19 protein-coding genes and 1 other annotated feature are annotated in these 18,982 nt (G+C 37.6%); of the genes, 1 reads left to right on the forward strand and 18 read right to left on the reverse strand.

The genetic code is table 11. The features are described 5' to 3' along the window. From AC3WSK_RS01415 to AC3WSK_RS01450, 8 genes are all read right to left on the reverse strand, one after another. On the reverse strand, nt 1-879 hold the full coding sequence (locus AC3WSK_RS01415) for an aspartate carbamoyltransferase catalytic subunit (RefSeq protein ID WP_079559790.1): 879 nt from the start codon (nt 877-879) through the stop codon (nt 1-3). A 185-nt stretch (nt 880-1,064) separates the two neighbouring features. After that, a complete protein-coding gene (locus tag AC3WSK_RS01420; RefSeq protein ID WP_079559789.1) occupies nt 1,065-2,375 on the reverse strand; it encodes a solute carrier family 23 protein in 1,311 nt (436 codons plus the stop codon). 19 nt (nt 2,376-2,394) lie between these two features. Continuing rightward, nucleotides 2,395-2,964: a bifunctional pyr operon transcriptional regulator/uracil phosphoribosyltransferase PyrR gene (gene pyrR, locus AC3WSK_RS01425; protein ID WP_427482149.1), complete on the reverse strand. Its 570-nt coding sequence runs from the start codon at nt 2,962-2,964 to the stop codon at nt 2,395-2,397. 216 nt (nt 2,965-3,180) lie between these two features. Beyond that, nucleotides 3,181-4,092: an RluA family pseudouridine synthase gene (locus tag AC3WSK_RS01430; protein ID WP_427482116.1), complete on the reverse strand. Its 912-nt coding sequence runs from the start codon at nt 4,090-4,092 to the stop codon at nt 3,181-3,183. Further along, a complete protein-coding gene (gene lspA / locus AC3WSK_RS01435) occupies nt 4,092-4,568 on the reverse strand; it encodes a signal peptidase II (protein ID WP_079559786.1) in 477 nt (158 codons plus the stop codon). Before lspA ends, AC3WSK_RS01430 begins: the two co-directional genes overlap by 1 nt. Nucleotides 4,569-4,598: 30 nt before the next feature. Continuing rightward, a complete protein-coding gene (locus AC3WSK_RS01440; protein WP_427482114.1) occupies nt 4,599-4,793 on the reverse strand; it encodes a hypothetical protein in 195 nt (64 codons plus the stop codon). Nucleotides 4,794-4,941: 148 nt separating this feature from the next. After that, entirely contained in the window at nt 4,942-6,510 is a 1,569-nt protein-coding gene (locus AC3WSK_RS01445; RefSeq protein WP_079559785.1) for a sodium/solute symporter, read from the reverse strand. Between the two features lie 24 nt (nt 6,511-6,534). Continuing rightward, complete coding sequence (locus AC3WSK_RS01450) at nt 6,535-6,870, reverse strand: hypothetical protein (protein ID WP_197141788.1); 336 nt, start codon at nt 6,868-6,870, stop codon at nt 6,535-6,537. Nucleotides 6,871-7,107: 237 nt separating this feature from the next. On the opposite strand from AC3WSK_RS01450, the gene AC3WSK_RS01455 reads away from it, so the two are divergent. Further along, the gene (locus AC3WSK_RS01455; protein ID WP_427482111.1) at nt 7,108-8,286 is read left to right on the forward strand and encodes a helix-turn-helix transcriptional regulator; all 1,179 of its coding nucleotides are present in this window, start codon (nt 7,108-7,110) and stop codon (nt 8,284-8,286) included. A gap of 140 nt (nt 8,287-8,426) precedes the next feature. On the opposite strand, the gene ileS is transcribed toward AC3WSK_RS01455, so the two are convergent. From ileS to AC3WSK_RS01505, 10 genes are all read right to left on the reverse strand, one after another. Further along, on the reverse strand, nt 8,427-11,195 hold the full coding sequence (gene ileS / locus AC3WSK_RS01460; RefSeq protein WP_427482109.1) for an isoleucine--tRNA ligase: 2,769 nt from the start codon (nt 11,193-11,195) through the stop codon (nt 8,427-8,429). Between the two features lie 282 nt (nt 11,196-11,477). Then, nucleotides 11,478-11,697: a binding site (T-box leader), on the reverse strand. Between the two features lie 100 nt (nt 11,698-11,797). After that, on the reverse strand, nt 11,798-12,322 hold the full coding sequence (locus tag AC3WSK_RS01465) for a DivIVA domain-containing protein (protein WP_053483381.1): 525 nt from the start codon (nt 12,320-12,322) through the stop codon (nt 11,798-11,800). A gap of 95 nt (nt 12,323-12,417) precedes the next feature. Next, the gene (locus AC3WSK_RS01470; protein WP_427482107.1) at nt 12,418-13,206 is read right to left on the reverse strand and encodes a YlmH family RNA-binding protein; all 789 of its coding nucleotides are present in this window, start codon (nt 13,204-13,206) and stop codon (nt 12,418-12,420) included. Nucleotides 13,207-13,683: 477 nt separating this feature from the next. After that, on the reverse strand, nt 13,684-13,965 hold the full coding sequence (locus AC3WSK_RS01475; RefSeq protein WP_079559781.1) for a YggT family protein: 282 nt from the start codon (nt 13,963-13,965) through the stop codon (nt 13,684-13,686). A 20-nt stretch (nt 13,966-13,985) separates the two neighbouring features. Beyond that, nucleotides 13,986-14,486: a cell division protein SepF gene (locus tag AC3WSK_RS01480; protein ID WP_427482105.1), complete on the reverse strand. Its 501-nt coding sequence runs from the start codon at nt 14,484-14,486 to the stop codon at nt 13,986-13,988. After that, entirely contained in the window at nt 14,470-15,174 is a 705-nt protein-coding gene (locus AC3WSK_RS01485; RefSeq protein ID WP_240518168.1) for a YggS family pyridoxal phosphate-dependent enzyme, read from the reverse strand. Before AC3WSK_RS01485 ends, AC3WSK_RS01480 begins: the two co-directional genes overlap by 17 nt. Before the next feature lie 151 nt (nt 15,175-15,325). After that, entirely contained in the window at nt 15,326-15,562 is a 237-nt protein-coding gene (locus AC3WSK_RS01490; protein WP_079559778.1) for a PRC-barrel domain-containing protein, read from the reverse strand. 352 nt (nt 15,563-15,914) lie between these two features. Further along, nucleotides 15,915-16,688: an RNA polymerase sporulation sigma factor SigG gene (sigG, locus tag AC3WSK_RS01495; protein ID WP_049668350.1), complete on the reverse strand. Its 774-nt coding sequence runs from the start codon at nt 16,686-16,688 to the stop codon at nt 15,915-15,917. A gap of 116 nt (nt 16,689-16,804) precedes the next feature. Further along, nucleotides 16,805-17,512, reverse strand: coding sequence for an RNA polymerase sporulation sigma factor SigE (gene sigE / locus AC3WSK_RS01500; RefSeq protein ID WP_049668349.1), 708 nt, complete (start codon nt 17,510-17,512; stop codon nt 16,805-16,807). A gap of 13 nt (nt 17,513-17,525) precedes the next feature. Further along, the gene (locus AC3WSK_RS01505) at nt 17,526-18,359 is read right to left on the reverse strand and encodes a sigma-E processing peptidase SpoIIGA (RefSeq protein WP_079559777.1); all 834 of its coding nucleotides are present in this window, start codon (nt 18,357-18,359) and stop codon (nt 17,526-17,528) included. Nucleotides 18,360-18,982: the final 623 nt, after the last annotated feature.

The following is an 18,982-nucleotide window of genomic DNA, read 5'->3' on the forward strand; positions in this document are numbered from 1 at the left end:
TTACTCTCTCCCCTTTAAAATTGTTTCTACAATAGCCATTCGTGTATAAACACCATTTCGAACTTGCTCGAAAATTCTAGAACGCTCGCATTCTACTAGCTCTGAAGCAATTTCTACATCACGATTGACCGGTGCTGGATGCATGATAATTGCCTTTTCTTTCATTTGTTTCTCACGTTCAACTGTTAAACCGTACTCTTCATGATAGCCCTCTTTTGAGAAGCTTTTATTTACTTTATGACGTTCATGCTGCACACGAAGTAACATAATCACATCGCTTATTTCGATTAAATCATCCCAAGAATGATGCGCTTCGAAACTACCTTGCCACTCTTCTGGACAAAGGAAATGAACATTTGCCCCTAATCGTTGTAACGCTAACGCATTCGATTTCGCTACACGGCTATGGCATATATCTCCAGCGATTGTCACATTTAACCCTTCAAAAGAACCAAACTCTTTTTTGATTGTATAAAGATCTAATAGTGATTGAGACGGATGCTGACCAGTGCCGTCACCTCCGTTAATAATTGACACATCGATGCCTTCAAGTAGTTCATTGTAATACGTATCTTCCTTCGCGCGAATGACTACTGCGTCTATACCAATCATTTCTAACGTCTTTACTGTATCGTACAGTGTCTCTCCTTTAGAGACGCTCGAAAAGCTGCCATCAAAAGGGATAACTGTACAGCCGACTTTTCGTTCCGCCATTTCAAAACTCGTTTTCGTACGTGTACTCGGCTCAAAAAATAAGTTTGCTACGTTGTATTCTCGAGATAATGATGATGTCTCACCATTTTCAAAAGCTTGCGCACGATCTAGAATGTGGTTAATTTCTTCTATTGTTAAATGCTCCATCGATAATAAGTTCTTCATTGTAACCTCCGTAGGGTGTGTCTCATGAACGTTTATGTATAACGTTCTGTAAAATAAAAGCCTCGTTGATGTTATCAACGAGGCATAAGGAGGCGCGACAAACTACAGCAGGATACACTCCTACATTTAGACTGTCTACAACTTCCCTTTTTTTGCCTCTCTGGACAATTCATTAAAAGGTACTTTTATGAATTTTCATTTTGATTGTGCGGTATTGGTATGTCCGCTTCTTTTTTACCTGGTAGGATGACATTTAAAAGAACACCGATAATCGCTGCTAATGCCATACCTTCGATACTTAGTGATTCTGAAACAACGAACTTCGCACCACCGATACCGATGACTAAAATAACTGAGGCGATGACCAAGTTACGACTATTACCAAAGTCGATATGGTTATCCACTAACATTCGTAATCCACTTGCTGCAATTATACCGAAGAGTAAGATGGAAACCCCACCAAGTACAGCTGTTGGAATTGTTGCAATAACTGCCATTGCTTTCCCGAAGAATGACAGTAAAATGGCTACGACTGCTGCACCTGCAATGACATACACACTGTAAACTCGAGTGATTGCAAGGACACCGATATTTTCACCGTAAGTTGTTTTCGGCGGACCGCCGATTAGTGCACTAATAAATGTACCAAGTCCGTCCCCTAATAACGAACGATGTAAGCCTGGCTCTTTAATATAATCCCGATTGACCACTTTACCTAATACTAACTGGTGACCAATATGCTCGGAAATCGTTACGATAACGATTGGCACCATCGTTAGGAGCAGCGTTGTTGTGATTTCAAACTCATAGTGAACACCTGGAATTAAGAAGTCAGGTAGTGCAAAGAAATCAGCTTTCGCAATTGGTGAGTAATCAACTATGCCGATTATCATTGAGTAAACATATCCTACGATTAAGCCAATTAAGATTGGCATTGTGCTTAAAATGCCTTTAAAGGCAATCGTGAAAATAATGGCTGTAAATAAAGTCACTAGCGCTGCTGAGAAGTGTAAAAAGTTATATTCACCATCTACATTCATCGCCATATTGACCGCTGTCCCTGATAGTCCAAGACCAATTACCATAATGACAGGGCCTACCACAATCGGAGGTAAAATTTTCATAATCCACTTATAGCCGCTTTTCCAGATGATAAGGGATACGATGCCATATGTAATCCCTACTGCCATAGCACCAATCATTGCATGACCTGGATTTACACTAGAACCATCTTTATTTAAACCACCTGCCACTAGTAAAATCGGCGCAATAAAGGCAAATGATGATCCTAAATAAGCAGGTACTTGAAATTTCGTAATCAATAGGAAGAACAATGTAGCAATCCCACTTGTTAAAAGGGCAATCGCTGGACTAAGACCAACCAACTGAGGAACTAAGATCGTTGACCCAAACATGGCGAACATGTGCTGGAAACTTAATGTCACTAGTTGGACTGGGGTCGGTTTATCTTTAACATCTAATACTGCATTTGACATAATGTTTCCTCACTTTAAGTTAGTCTTCTTTATAAATAATGACGCAATCTTCTCCGTCTACTTCTTGTAAATTTACGACTATACGTTCAGCTCCAGATGTCGGAACATTTTTACCAACATAATCAGCTCTTATTGGTAGCTCTCTATGTCCTCTGTCGATCAGGACTGCAAGTTGAATTTGGCCTGGTCGCCCTAGATCCATCACTGCATCTAGCGCTGCGCGTACTGTTCGTCCCGTATAGAGTACATCATCGACTAAAATAATTTTTTGATTGACGATCACATAATCGATATCGACTTGCTCAACATGTGCCTGTTCATTATCATGCTTTGTCGTTAAATCATCTCGATAGAGAGTGATGTCAAGCTCCCCCGTACGAATTGGTTTGCCTTCAATTTTTTCAATTCGTTCTGCTAGGCGTCTTGCAAGAAAGGCACCTCGCGTTTTAATTCCGACTAAAATACATTCGTCGATCCCTTTATTGCGTTCAATAATTTCGTGTGCAATGCGTGTTAACGCTCTTGCCATAGATGGTCCATCTAATAACTCATTTTGTGCCATGTAAGTTTCCTCCTCTCTTCTATCTATTATTGGGTCATGTGTCCATAAAAAAACCTCTCGAGGCGAATAGCCTGAGAGGGTTATATACGTGTTTAAATAGCATGTTGAAAAAATTTGCAGCACAAATTTTTCGCAACACTTTCACATGTACCTTCTCAGCCTCTCTGGACTGCCATTAAAGGTGAATATTTAGTTAAGTTGTTTCATTCACTTTCGTTAGTATAGACCTTCTTTATCTATACGTCAATCCTTATTTCTTAAATCTAGCAATAATTGCTCATAATCAGCAGGAATTTGCGCTTCAAACTGCAAATATTCACCTGATGTAGGGTGTTCAAAGCCTAAAACTCCCGCGTGTAATACTTGTCCACCAAAGTCGATTGTCTTCTTTGGTCCATATTTTGGGTCACCAACAAGTGGGAATCCAATATAATTCATATGGACACGAATTTGGTGCGTGCGTCCTGTTTCTAAACGGCACTCTACTAGCGTATAGTCGCCAAAGCGGTCGATAACTTGGAAATGGGTTACTGCATGCTTACCTTTGTCAACAACAGCTTGTTTTTGACGATCTTTTTGGTCTCGACCAATAGGTGCATCAATTGTTCCTTTATCATGTGCAATATGCCCGTGAACGAGCGCAGTATATTTACGTGTCACTGTTTTATTGACTAACTGATTCACTAACGATTCATGAGCTGCATCATTTTTAGCCACCATCAATAATCCTGATGTATCTTTATCAATACGATGCACAATTCCCGGACGCATAATGCCATTGATACCCGATAAATCCTTACAATGATACATTAAACCATTAACGAGTGTACCCATCATATGTCCAGGCGCTGGATGAACAACCATGCCCTTTGGTTTATTTACAACAAGGACATCCGCATCCTCATAAACAATATCAAGATCTAAGTTTTCAGCAATGACATCTAACGGCTCTGCTTCAGGTACATCGATTTCTACAATATCCCCTACTTTTACCTTATACTTCGCCTTTACAGTCTCTCCATTTACTTTAATAATACCATCAGTAATCCAATTACCAATTTGTGTACGCGACCACTCTGATTGCACACTCGAAAGCGCCTTATCAATGCGCTCTCCCTTTTGTTGTTCTTCCATTGTATATGATACTTGCGTCATTATTTCACCTGTTTCTTTCCTTTTTTATCTTCCATAATTATGCCAATCATTAATATTACTACCGCCATTGTTAAAGCTGCATCCGCAATATTGAAGATCGGGAAATCATAATTAATTACTGGAATTAATACACTTACAAAATCGACCACTTCACCTCTAAATATACGGTCAATAAAATTCCCTATAGCTCCGCCTAATAAAAGCATTAAACCAACTTGAAAAATAGGTTTCCCTTTAGCCTCTTTATGATAAAAGTATAGAACGGCACAAATAACACCTATCGTGATAATGCTAAATAACCACATTTGGCCTTCTAACATTCCCCATGCTGCTCCTCTATTTCGATGAGACAATATCCCAAACCACGGATCCCATACTGAAATTCGTTCGCCAAACTCCATATTTTTCACAATTAGCCACTTTGTCCATTGATCTAAAAGAATCACGAATGCGGCCAATCCATAATATTTATACACAGACACTCCTCCGTTCGCTCAACATCTAACCTATTCTACCATAACAGCCCATCTCAGAATAACTAATATAGCATGAAAATATGGATCATCACCATATTGGAGGATTGATTTTTGCTTCGATTTGGGTGTGCTTTCCGTAGTTTCGACTGTTCTTTCCGTCGCTCTAGCTGTTTTATCCGTCGCTCTAGCTGTTTTATCCGTCGCTTCGGCTTTTCTTTCCGTCATTTCGGCTTTTCCTTCCATCACTCTGACTGCTCTATCCGCCGGCCGCTCTTTTTCCCGCCGTCAACTTCCCTTCAGTAAAAAAAGCTATTGCCATCACTTCATAAGTAATGGCAATAGCTTATCAATTTTTATTCAATATTATACCGTTTTAAGCTGTTTCAGACTCTTTTGAATGCACACGCTTCATGAAATCATTAACATCAGCCGGTACTTTTCGATCTAATAATGACACAATAATAACGGATAAGAATCCTACAGGCACTGTGATAATGCCTGGGATTTTAAATTGTAAGAAGCTTGGTAATGTTCCTGGAAGAAAAATCATCCACATCGATACACCAAGACCAATGAGTAAACCCGCAATTGCTCCTTTTTCTGTCATTCCTCTCCACCAAATACCTAAAATAAATATTGGTGTAAATGTACTCGCCGCAACAGTAAAAGCAAGTGCCACTAAATGGCCAATGGATGCATCCTTAACTAATAAACCCAATGCTCCATATAAAATACCTAATAAAACGATGGCTACTTTCCCCGCAACTACTCGTTGTTTTTCTGTAATATCCTTTTTCATAACGCTTGCATATAAATCGTGGGCTAATGCACCTGAGCTTGTAATAAATAACCCTGATAAATTTGAGAATATGGCCGCAAACGCACCTGCTATGACTAGTCCAAGCAGCCACTTACCTCCTAGCGCAAGTGCTGTTGTAGGAATCACCATATTGTTCCCACCAAGCACTAGATCACGCATGACTTCCTCACTTGCTGTACCCGAGATAAAAATAGAACGACCTACAACACCTAAATATACTGCTAATAAGAAAAACGTACTAGCAATCCCAATAGCCATCAATGCTGATTTACGAGCCGCCTTCGCACTTGGATTCGTATAAAATCTAAGTAGAATATGTGGCAGACCAATTGTACCTAGCGCTAAACCAATTGTCATACTGATAGTTTGCCAAAATGTTGGGAAGTAGAAACCTGTTCCCGTCCAAGCGGCACCATCAAAATTGACATTATTTCCATCTAAAGCATATGGTGATGTTCCTGTAATAGGACCGCTGAATGAATTAATAGCAGCTAAAATCTTATCGTAATGCAAACCACTGTAAATTGCTGCAATCAACATAACAACAAACGCTCCAAGGCGAATCCAAAGCTCTAAAGCTTGGTTGATTGTTGTTCCTTTCATACCGCCTATTCCTACATAGAAAACCATTACAATACATGTAAAGATAATGCCGAATTCATATGAAGTCCCGAAAAACATACTTAAAATTTGTGCCGCCCCTAATAATTGGGGCGCTGCATAAAAACCAGAAATCGCCAAAACCACAGCTACCGCTACTAGCCGAGCTCGTCTACTATGAAAACGATAAGCTAAAAAATCGGCAACGGTAAATGCTCCAAATCGTCTTAACGGGCCTGCCACAAAAATAGCTAGCAACGTCAATCCAATGGAGAAGCAAAATGCATAGTAAGCACCGTCATACCCTAATTGGAAAGTCAAACCGGCTATCCCGAGAAATGTAGCAGCGCTTAAATAGTCTCCCCCAATTGCCGAACCGTTTGTAAACCACCCAAAACTTCGTCCCCCAACAAAGAAATCGGATGCCGTTGCATTTCTTTTCGTTAAGTACGTAATGTATACAATTGTCCCCATTAAAGCAATAGTCATTAACATCTTCGGTTCTAATAGAGCTTTCATCATTCTACATATCCCCCTTAGCTAAAACTACTTATTGAGTATTTCGTATTTCTTAAGGCGCTTCTCGTACAACGTTGTATGCACATATGCAATAATAAAAGCCATTACCATCATCACGACGGTTGTCACAAACCACGTTACTGTCATACCGCCCAAAATTTTCTTGAAAGCGAGCTCTGGAGCGAACCAGTTCATTACCGGAATACTAAAAATTAAAATGAAATAAAATACCGTTAAGCTAAATCCTGTAGTAAACTCATCTTTCATAATTTTGTTAGTAGTTGCATCTAGTGGTGGAAGATCCTTTACATCGATAGTTCCAGCTTCCACGTATTCATAATCATGACTCCCTACTTCTGCCATATTTCAGCTCTCCCTTCCTGTTTCAGCGAATAATTGTCTGAAATTTCAAATTATTATTCACTACAATTATTCTATTCTATTTAATCTATAAAATAGTTACAAAATATTGCTGTATTAGTACAAAAAAATGCTATTTTAAGTTAAAATATTTTTATTATTCCCCATTTATAATAGAAGGGTGATGTTAGCATTTTAAATATTGTTTGGTACATTGAAAATTCACATGAACAACAACAAATGAGCTACTGGCTAGAGGAATTCCTACCTAATACTTTTATTAATTGCGAAGAACCTAAAACAGAGATTTCCGCTATCATTGTCTATGAAATTAACCGTTTATTTGACTGGGTAAAGATAAACCGGTTAAAAAGAAATTATCCTAATAGTATAATCGTCCCTATTGTTGCAGAACACCTTACCTACTCAACTGGTATAGCCATTGAGCTTAACTTGACTGCACTTCTCATTAAACCGTTACAGAAAGCAAAATTTCTACGAATTGTTAAAAAGCTTTATACGGCCTATCAAGCAAAACAAGCAAGTACTCTTACAATGCTTGAGTTATCACAGCAAATTTCGCAAGACCATACTTCGCCATTCCGAGAAGCTTTTTTAAAACGACTTATACGTGGAGAGGTTGAAAGTGAGCAGGAAATAATCCAGTCTTCCTCTTTTTTATCGAGGCATTGTATCCCAAATATCGTGTTTTTAATCCAGGGTTATATAGATGTGAATGAAGATCGACCTTACCCTCATGATGCAAGCAGTGTGATCACCAATGTGTTCCACCAAAACTTTGCTAATAAAGTACCTATATCTTTTTTACATTTTGAACGTTATTTACTATTGCTTATGCGCATTCCTAATGAATACACATCATTTAAACATTGGTCGGAGGGGGTAGCTTGTTTACTTGAGGTTATTGAAACGTTAAAAAAAGATTATTGCATCCATCTTTTTATGGGGATTGGTGGCGTTTTTCAGGACGCCATGCACGTCAAGGAATCCTATAGCCAAGCTCGAAAGGCTCGAAGGAAACCTCCTGTTCAAAGCGTTCATGTACGATTTTATGAGGATTTAACAAAGCAAGAACAGCTCCAAAAAGCTATCCAATATATCGAGGAGCACTATGATGAACAACTTGCAATCAGTGACGTTGCCAAATATAGCAATTTTAGCGCTACTCATTTTAGCAGATTGTTTAAAAAAGAGATTGGCCGTAATTTTGTTGATTATGTAGCTTTTACACGTATCATAAAGTCACTACCGTATTTGCGAAAATACGATTACACCATTGAAAAGATCTCCTTCCTCTGTGGCTTCAACACACCTAATTATTTCAGCCTTACGTTTAAGAAATATGTCGGTATATCCCCAACTGACTACCGCAATACACAAGAAATATTATTTAAATAGTGCTTCAAACTTCTAAGAAATCACTCCATGACAAAAAAGAATCTGCTAGACCTCAGGTGATAAAATAAAAAACGCAAGCCCCCCATCATCAAGGAGACTTGCGTTATTAATTACATAGAATGCAGATTCTTATTTTTAAATTAAGCGTAATACGTTTCTACAACTTCTGCACAACGCGCGCACACTGTTGAATGTGCTTCATTCGAACCGACTGTTTCAGAAATTGACCAGCAACGCTCACATTTTTCACCTGTTGCTTTTTCTACAACGATCGAAGCATGTTCTAAAGCTAATGCATCTGCTGGTGCAGCTTCTATTGATGCTACTTCAAAGGCAGAAACGATTGAAAGCTGTGCAAAATTAATGCTTGCATCATTTAATAATGCTGCCACATCTTCTTTCGCATAAACTGTCACTTTCGCTTCAAGTGATTTACCGATTGTTTTTGCATTACGAGCTTCCTCTAATGCTTTTAAAACATCATCACGAACATCAATAATTTTTACCCATTTTTCGCGTAGACTTCCGAAGTTTTCATGTTCTTCTACCTCTGGGAAGTCTGTTAATTGTACAGATACCGCTTCTACAACACCTTGAGCATGTAAGTAAGACCACATTTCGTCACTTGTGTGAGGGATAATAGGTGACATTACTTTTACTAATGTCATTAATGTGTCATAAATAACCGTTTGCATTGCACGGCGGTCTTTGTTGTCATGACCTTCGATGTACACAACATCTTTTGCAATATCTAAATAGAATGAAGATAATTCTACAGCAACAAAGTTATTCACTGCATGATACACAGCCGCGAAATCATAGCGATCATATGCAGCACGAACAGTTTTTAAAACATCTTGTAAACGCATATAAACGTATTGATCCATTTCACGAAGGTCTGCATATGCTACACGATCTTTCGTCGCATCAAAATCAGCTACATTTCCGTGTAAGAAACGGAATGTGTTACGAATTTTTCGATAAACCTCAGAAACTTGCTTCAACATATCCATTGAGATACGAACGTCTGCTGTATAATCTACAGATGCAACCCATAAACGAAGAATATCTGCCCCGTATTGGTCCATCACTTTTTTCGGGATAATAACATTCCCTAAAGACTTACTCATCTTACGACCTTCACCATCTAGTACGAAACCATGTGTTAATAGTCCCTTATATGGTGCATAGCCATTAATAGCTACAGAAGTAATTAATGATGAGTTAAACCATCCACGGTGTTGGTCAGAACCTTCTAAATATAGATCAGCTGGATACTTCATACCACGTTCTACTAGCACACCTTGGTGAGAAGAACCTGAGTCAAACCAAACGTCCATAATATCGTTTTCTTTTGTAAATTCACCGTTCGGGCTACCAGAGTGTGTGAAGCCTTCAGGTAATAATTCTTTAGCTGTTTTTTGGAACCAAATATTTGACCCATGTTCACGGAATAAAGCTGAGATATGAGCAATTGTTTCTGGTGTAATAATTGGTTCTCCATTTTCAGCATAGAAAATTGGAATTGGCACGCCCCATGCACGCTGACGTGAAATTACCCAATCTCCACGGTCACGAATCATATTATAAAGACGAGTTTCACCCCAAGCAGGTGTAAATGCTGTTGATTTTACAGCCCCTAGTAACTCATCACGGAATGCATCAATCGACGCAAACCATTGTGGTGTAGCACGATAAATAACTGGTTTTTTCGTACGCCAGTCATGTGGATATGAGTGTGTAAAGAAGTTAAGTTTTTCTAAAGCGCCTACTTCTTTTAATTTTTCAGTGACTAATTTGTTAGCATCATTATAGAATACACCTTCAAAACCAGGTGCTTCATCTGTATAGCAGCCGCTATTATCAACTGGGCTAAGAATTGGTAGACCATATTGTTTACTAATATGATAGTCATCTTCACCGTGCCCTGGTGCTGTATGAACACAGCCAGTACCCGCTTCAGCAGTTACGTGCTCTCCAACCATTACAAGAGATTCACGGTCATAGAATGGATGCTGTGCAACAACTCTGTCTAACGCTTCACCTTTAATTTCTTGAACAACTTCATATGCTTCCCATTCAAGTTCGTTAGCAACTTTTTCTAATAATTCTTTTGCAATGATGAATTTTTTATCTGCAACTGCCACAACAACATAAATAAATTCAGGGTTTACAGAAATCCCTAAGTTCGCAGGAATTGTCCAAGGCGTTGTTGTCCAAATAATCATTTTAGCATCTGCTGGAACTACACCTTTAGCATCTTTAAGCGCAAAGCTTACATAAATAGAAGGCGATTTAACATCTTGATATTCAATCTCTGCTTCTGCCAGTGCAGATTCAGATGATGGAGACCAGTAAACTGGTTTTAAACCTTTATAAATATAGCCCTTTTCAGCCATTTTACCGAATACTTCGATTTGACGTGCTTCAAATTCAGGCTTTAATGTAATATATGGATTTTCCCAATCACCACGAACACCTAAACGGCGGAATTGTGTACGTTGGTTGTCAATTTGCTCGTAAGCATACTCTTCACATAATTTACGGAATTCAGCAACAGACATTTCTTTACGTTTTACACCTTTGTTCGTAAGTGCTTGCTCAATTGGTAAACCATGAGTATCCCAACCTGGAATATAGTTTACATGGTAACCATTCATAGAGCGATGACGCGTAATCATATCTTTCAGCACTTTATTTAAAGCGTGACCGATATGGATATCACCATTTGCATACGGAGGTCCATCGTGTAACACATATTCAGGACGTCCTTCTGTACGCTCCATCTGCAATTTATTAATGTCCATTTCGTCCCATTTTTCTTGCATCTTCGGTTCATTTGCCGGTAAGTTTCCACGCATTGGGAAATCTGTTTTTGGCATTAATAAAGTATCTTTGTATTCAACCATTGTTCAATTCCTCCTTTATGTTTACAAACAAAAACAAATGCACATAGGCGCTCAATCACATACGACAGTTATTAGGCTTATTATTATAACGTGTGGTTGATTTCCGTTCCGACTGGGCAGCTACATAGATACATTTCGGGAAATGCCCTCAAGTTCTAGTTATCGGCAAAATCAACACGTTTTAACAATGGATGTATAAGTTCAAACATAGGATTTAGCCATTTCATACTAATAGAAATGAAGCCAACCGTCATTTGAACATAAAAAAGCCTCTCAATCCCTGAAAGGGACGAGAAGCTTATACTCGCGGTACCACCCTAATTGTAGCAAAAAATTTCACTACCACTTAAAGCACATTAACGTCGTGCACTACGAAATAACTTACTACATTCAGTTATTTAGCTCCGAAGTGATGTTCATTGTTATTTGCTTGTTTGGGCTCACACTATCCCCAAATCGCTTAACTACGCCTAACAAATACTGTCTTCGTCTTTGCCTGTTTGCATATGTGTTCAAAATAATTACTATTACCATAGTATATGAAAATCATACATTCACGTCAAGTTTCACTTATTGCTTCCCAATGTCTACAATTAAATAGATTAAACTTGATCGGCTTCTTGTGCTTCTTCGACAGATGTTTGAATTTCAGTAAGGTCAATATCATATTGTAGCAAATGATCCCAGTCATCTGCATTTAGTAAATCAAGCTGTGCCTCTACAAGCATTTTAAAACGATTACGGAATACTTTTGATTGCTTTTTCAGCTCATCAATTTCAATTGTTACTTTACGAGCCTTCGTTAAAGCCTCATTGATAATACGATCGGCATTTTTTTCTGCTTCTTTTACAATGAGTTTAGCTTCTTTTTGAGAATTTCTTCGTACTTCGTCAGCTGCCTCTTGCGCAACAACAATTGACTTTTGTAACGTTTCCTCTAAAGAATTAAAATGTCTCGCTTGTTCTAAGGAAATTTCCAGTTGTCTGTCTACTTCCTTCTTTTCCCGTAACAAAATCTCATAGTCTTTAATAATTTGATCTAAAAATTCATTTACTTCATCTTCAGCATAACCTCTGAAGGATTTAGTAAACTCCTTATTATGTATATCAATAGGTGATAACGGCATACGATCCTTCTCTCCTTTACATGTACATTCATACTTTCTATTATACAATTGTTCCAACAACTTAGCAGTAAAAATTAATGAAATTTACTTGATTTTCAGCTTTTTTGGGTCAATCGACCGATTTGTAATCGAATTTTATCTTTTTTTGTACGGCCTTCCGTCATCATAATTTTTATTCGACCGCTTCCACGTACAGATAAAATATCTCCTTCTTGTAATTCAAAGGCAACTGTATCCCGTTCAGCCCAATTGACACGAACCTTTTTACCTGTAATTAATGCTTGTGCCTTCTGGCGAGAAGTTTTTAAAATCGTTGAAATAATAACATCTAAACGCATTGAGGAAACAGTATGAGATTCTTCTAACCACTCTTCCTCGTTTTGTAGCAGCGTCTCTGTCTCTTTAATCGATTCTACATGTACCTTTACTTTGCCGATGCCTGTTAAATGTAAGCGTACATATTCCGCTACCTCATTCGCTACTACAAATTGTACTAGCTGTTCATTCACTCGAATATCACCGAATTTGCCACGATTCAGTCCTAAAGATAATAAAGCTCCAAGAACATCAGGATGTCGTAGTTGGACAAATTTCACAGGATATTGAATCGTAAATACGGTAAGCTGAAAATCTTCTTCCACAGGCTCATAATAAGTAGGATAAATCAACATGCGTTGTCTTTCTGCATTATCAAAGAGCCCAGCATTAGCTGTTTTCAATGTGTCATATTGTCCAATAATCGATGTAACAATAAAACGTTGACGAGGATCTAGAAAATCAGTAAGCTTTGGAGCGTATCGATCCTCTACCTCATGTTGCCAGCTCACAACCTGTTCAATAAATGGCTGTTCATCTTTTCTAAAATGCTGTATTAAATGCTCCATATAACCTCACCTCTATTATCACTCTTATACTTGTACAATTTCATTGGTATTTTAAGGATTTTATAAAATGCTCATAATCATAACGTGAGGTTGATTTTCGTTCCAGCTGGGCGCTTTGTTGTTGCTGTCGCTACGCTTTCGCACAGATAAAACATTTGCTGCCGCTTCGCTTTCGCACAGAGCAAAGCTTCCTGGGGGCGTTCGATGATCCCCAAGGAGTCGCCCAGTCGAAACGAAGATCAACTTATATACATAGATACGTTTCAACAAACGTTATCCAGGCTTTTGATATTTCATAAAAATATGTACTTGATTGCACATTATACGCTAGTAGGACGCTTTCTGCAGGGATAGTTCATACCTCGATCCCTACTTATTCTTATGCATTCTAGGAATCACCACTAAATATGCAACTATTTTTGTTAAATGTAGTATTCCCCATAAATAAAAAATCCCCACCGTTCGTGAGGATTTTTTTTAAATAAACATTTCGTAAATTTTTAAAATAACAATAAACAGCCCTTTTTGAATATAGTTAAGGAGAAATATTGCTACGATAGGTGAAATATCAATCATGCCGATTGGCGGAATAAACTTTCTGAAAATTCCAAGATAAGGTTCACATAATTTTGTTAAAATACGTCCAACAGATGTGTTTTGAACAGCAGGCACCCAGGACATTAACACATATGCGACTAGCATTAGTGAATATACATAAAATGCTATAGACACATACTTCAAGATTAAATAAAATGTCATATAAACTACAATCCTCGCTATTAATTATCGTCTAAAATAAAATTCGAAATTTCGCCAGATACTTCTACATTTTCAGGTGTGCATAGGAAAATGTCTTTGCCGATTCTTTGAATATCACCGCCGAGTGCATACACTGTGCCACTTAAAAAATCAATAATCCGTACACCTTGTTCTCGCTCAATTCGTTGTAAATTGACGATCGTTGCACGCCTATTTTTTAAATGTTCTGCAATGTCCTGCGCTTCTGCATAAACTCTAGGTTCAACTAATACAACTTTTGAACCTTTAGAATTCATTGCTGACTGCAAACTGACAATATTGTTTGTAGATGTGGTACTTTGCGGAAAAATTTCCTGAACCGGTGCCTTACGCTCCTTCATAACTTTTTTAGGCTTCACCGATTGGATCTGTTGCTGTTGTTGTTGTACGGGTTGTTGCTGTTGAATAGGAGCTTGAGTGATTTCTTCTTCTATTTCTTCCTCAAGATAAAAGAAATTTTTAATTTTATTTTTCATGCTCATCCTGTTCCCCTCTTTCATTTCCAACAAGAGCCGTTCCAACTCGTACAAAAGTAGCCCCTTCTTCTACCGCAATTTCAAAGTCATTAGACATGCCCATTGATAACTCGGTACAAGGTGCATGTGCGAATCCTTGCTCGGCTATTTGCTGTTGACATTGTTTTAATTGCTTAAAAACAGAGCGAATAATTGTATCCTCAGCTGTATTCGGTGCCATTGTCATTAAACCAACGACTTGAACTTTCGTAAAACTTTTTAATGATTCAATAAAAGGTAGGACTTCTTCAATCGATAAACCATGTTTTGACTCTTCGCCCGATACATTAACTTGTACAAAGCATTTAACAGGTTTGTCTGCTCTTTTTTCAATTTCTTGCGCTAAACTCAAACGATCTAGTGAATGTAAATAATCAAAACTGTTAATGACCTGTTTGACCTTACGTGTTTGTAAAGAACCAATATAATGCCAATGTACATCGGCTTGAATAGCTTCAGTTTTACGATTTAAGCCTTCAGGACGGTTCTCTCCTAAATGAATAAGGCCTGCATCAATTGCTTCTTGTGTTCTTTCTACAGAAACTTCTTTTGTCACTGCAATAATTTGAACTTTCTCTGCTTCACGATTTGCACGTTTTTTTGCTGCTTGTATAAGATCATTAATTTTCTTCAAATTTGTTAAGATTTTTGTCAATGTTTTTCCCAACTTTACAACAATAGTTTCTTATATTGTAACAAGCAATGCTTGAATTATCAATGAATAGCCTGACCTATGTGAAAGTACATTTTACCCTGGCAATGCTTTAAAATGCTTAGATTTTTAATATGCATAATAATTTTGTCTTTTAGGATATCGCTTTTACTAAAATGACATCCTTTCCAACTACAAGTACATCTTTCATATACACTTTCCTAACCGATTCTTCCCCGCGAAAAAGGCCTAAATATTTTCGGGGCTCTGCAATCATAAAAGCCGTTACATAGCCTGTTTCTTTGGATACCTCTGCATCTACCACAAATCCTAAAAAGCGTCCGTTCCCTGCTTCAATTACTTCTTTTTGCTGTAACATCGAGAAACGCATTTTATCCCTCCTAAATCAATTACTCTCAACATCGTTTTTATCTCAACAAACTATGTTTTCTCTTTATATTTATGTGTTTATTGTTGTTTAAATGAAAATGAAATGATTAAGTGAATGTTGTAAAACTGTCATAGTTAAATTAATTTGGCTCTTTGACAAAACGATATCTCAACTTTTTAATTTTATCGAAACACTTTCAAAGATTATCGCCCAACTTTTACTTTTTATCGATTAACTTTCACGTTTTATCACCCTACTTTTACTTTTTATCGACATCCACCTAATATGACATTTTAATTTCATTGTGACATAAATTAAAATGCGCACCGAGATTCGGGTGCGCATTGTGTTTTTACTTATAATCTTTCTGCATTGTTTCAATAGCATTTTTTTCTAGACGTGAAATTTGCGCTTGAGAAATCCCCAATTCTTTTGCAATTTCAGTTTGTGTCTCACCGTAATAAAAACGCTTTGCAACAATCATTTGTTGACGATCATCTAACTTTTGTAAACTTTCCTTTACCGACACGTAGGCAACCCATTGATCTTCTGATACATCATCATCACGTAATTGATCCATCATATAAACAGCGTCTCCGCCGTCTGAATAAATAGGCTCCTGTAAGGAAACTGGGTCTTGAATGGCATCTAAAGCAAATAAAACATCTTCCTTTTTCATGTCAATCATTTCAGCAATTTCTTCAATCGTTGGTTCTCGTAAATTATCGGTTATCCATTGCTCTTTTGCCTGCATCGCCTTATATGCAATATCTCTTAGAGATCGAGAAACGCGCAATGCATGATGATCACGCAGATGGCGACGAATTTCACCTATGATCATTGGCACAGCATATGTTGAAAATCGTACATTATGCTTCAAATCAAAATGATCAATGGCTTTCATGAGGCCAATACAGCCTACCTGAAATAAATCATCTGCCTGTTCACCCCTATAGGCAAATCTACCGACAATACTGAGCACTAACCTTAAATTGCACATTACAAGCTCTTCCCTAATCTCAGTTTCTCCAGCTTGTAAACGAATAAATAGTTCCTTCATTTCCTCGTGCTTTAAAATTGGCAAAGTCGATGTATCTAAGCCGCAAAGATCTACTTTAGTTCGCATATATTCGATTCCTCCGGATGTTATTCTCTGACTAAACCGTTACATCAGTTTGTCCGAGAGAAACGAGAATATGCACAAAAGCTATGACCAATTTTAGGTAGGGTAAATTTCCCTCTCTAAGATATTGGCTGATTCAGATTTTCACGTAAATCTTGAATAATTTTCTTCTCTAATCGGGAAATATATGATTGCGAAATACCTAAATGATCAGCAACTTCTTTTTGAGTCATTTCAATTTTTCCATTGAGGCCGAAACGACATTCCATAATATATCTTTCACGCGCGCCTAGTAAATTGATCGCATGAAACATATGTTGACGCTCAATTTTCTTCTCTACATTGTCTAAAATAATATGCTCTTCCGTTCCTAAAATATCAGACAATAACAATTCATTTCCATCAGCATCTGAGTTTAATGGTTCATCTAATGAAACTTCACCCTTCATGCGACTTGTTTTACGTAAATGCATCAAAATTTCATTTTCAATACAACGTGATGCGTATGTGGCAAGCTTAATATTTTTATCAGTATTGAACGTTTCAATCGCCTTAATTAAACCGATCGAGCCAATACTTATTAAATCCTCAATCGGTGTTCCCGTATTATCAAAACGTCTAGCAATATAAACAACAAGACGCAAATTACGTTCAATTAGTGTATCTCTAGCTCTTAAATCACCATTCATAAAGGATGCAATGACTGTAACTTCTTCTTCTCGACTTAATGGCACTGGCAATGAATCATTTCCCCCTATATAGTACGTTTCACGACTCCGAAACTTACTCCAAAATTTTTTCAAGCTAGCAAGTAGCCTAAGAAGCAATAGTTCTCCCCCTCTATGAGTTATTTGAAAGCGCTGAAAAATGTAAAATTGCTGCTGTGCTGTGCGGAAAATTTTTAGCCTTTCTTGTTAATACGATATATTCATTCGTTTTCACTTGTGAGTGCTCCCCTTTTATATGCCACTCATCAAAGCGGAAACCTAGTACAACTGACTGCTGTTGCACTGTATTAACATGAATAAATCGAATATAACGCTGATAATCTTCTGAAAACATGGATACATTATACGGATCAGTTTCTTGCCATTCTATTAATGATTTGCAAAATGCTGCAGGTAAATGTGAGCGTAATGCTGCATAAGAGACAAAGTGAACAGGTTTTCCTGATAGTGGCTCAATTGCTTGATTCCCTGTATCTACAAATGCAGAAAGCGGTATCGTGATATCAAAAATTTTTAAATTCGTATCAAACACAAACTGACCACTTAACCGCTCAAGCTTTACAAATCCCCATTGCTTATAAAAAGCAACAAGGTTACCAACTGCTAATAGTAGGCAAATAATTATAAAATGGACAGCAGAAAGATTTTTTAAATACGGTTGTAACGCTGTTAATAATCCACCAATAATGATTGTTGCTGTTAAAACAATCGGTCCTTGCTTTTGAAAACTTCGAATCTTAAAGCGAAAAGCTATGCCGATTAGTAAGATAAAGCTCAGTATCGTCATTAACAGCATTTGACCACCTATTACAGCTACAAAACTACTACAAATAGAACTCATTAATAATCTCGTGTTCTTTACAAAAACCCCTGTTACTCTCGCTGTAAACGTAAGTATCGCTAGATTAAAAAGTGTATTAATGAGCACCAGCCATTCTCCATACATAACAGCCGCCTCCTACTTACAAAGTTAGCATGTTACACCCACAAATATTGTCAAACAATCGCATCATTTCATAAAAATGTTTTGACAAAATACATCCTTTCCCTACACATTTGAACATAATTAATTTTTATGTCACTGAAAATATCAAGGGAATTTTTATAATGTAGTAACACTTTAAATGAGGATGATTTCTGTTCCAGGCTACTCGTTTTCCTAGAGGGTGAGCATCAATCCGCTTCGTTAACACTTCGCTTTTGCACTAGAAACATTTGTTACTTTAGTTTTTTTATCACTTATCACACTTTAAATTAGAGTGATATACAAATAGACACATTCTATGTAAAATGGTTGATTGGAGTGGAGATTGGGCGACTCCTCGGGGATCAGCATTAGAGGAACGAAGGCTAAAATCATCACATCCTGTGATAACGCCTTCGTGACCAACATCGTGCTGCTGTCGCTACGTTGCACTCACGCTTTCGCGCAAAAGACATCTGTTGGCCCGAGACCCTGCAGCGAAGCGGATGTTTTCTGTGCGAAAGCGTAGTGCTAACGTAGCGGCAGCAAATGTTTTATCTGTGCGAAAGCGAAGCGTCAGCTACAAATGTTTTATCTGCGCGAAA

The sequence above is a fragment of the Lysinibacillus sp. EB271-A1-10B genome, from assembly GCF_058791335.1.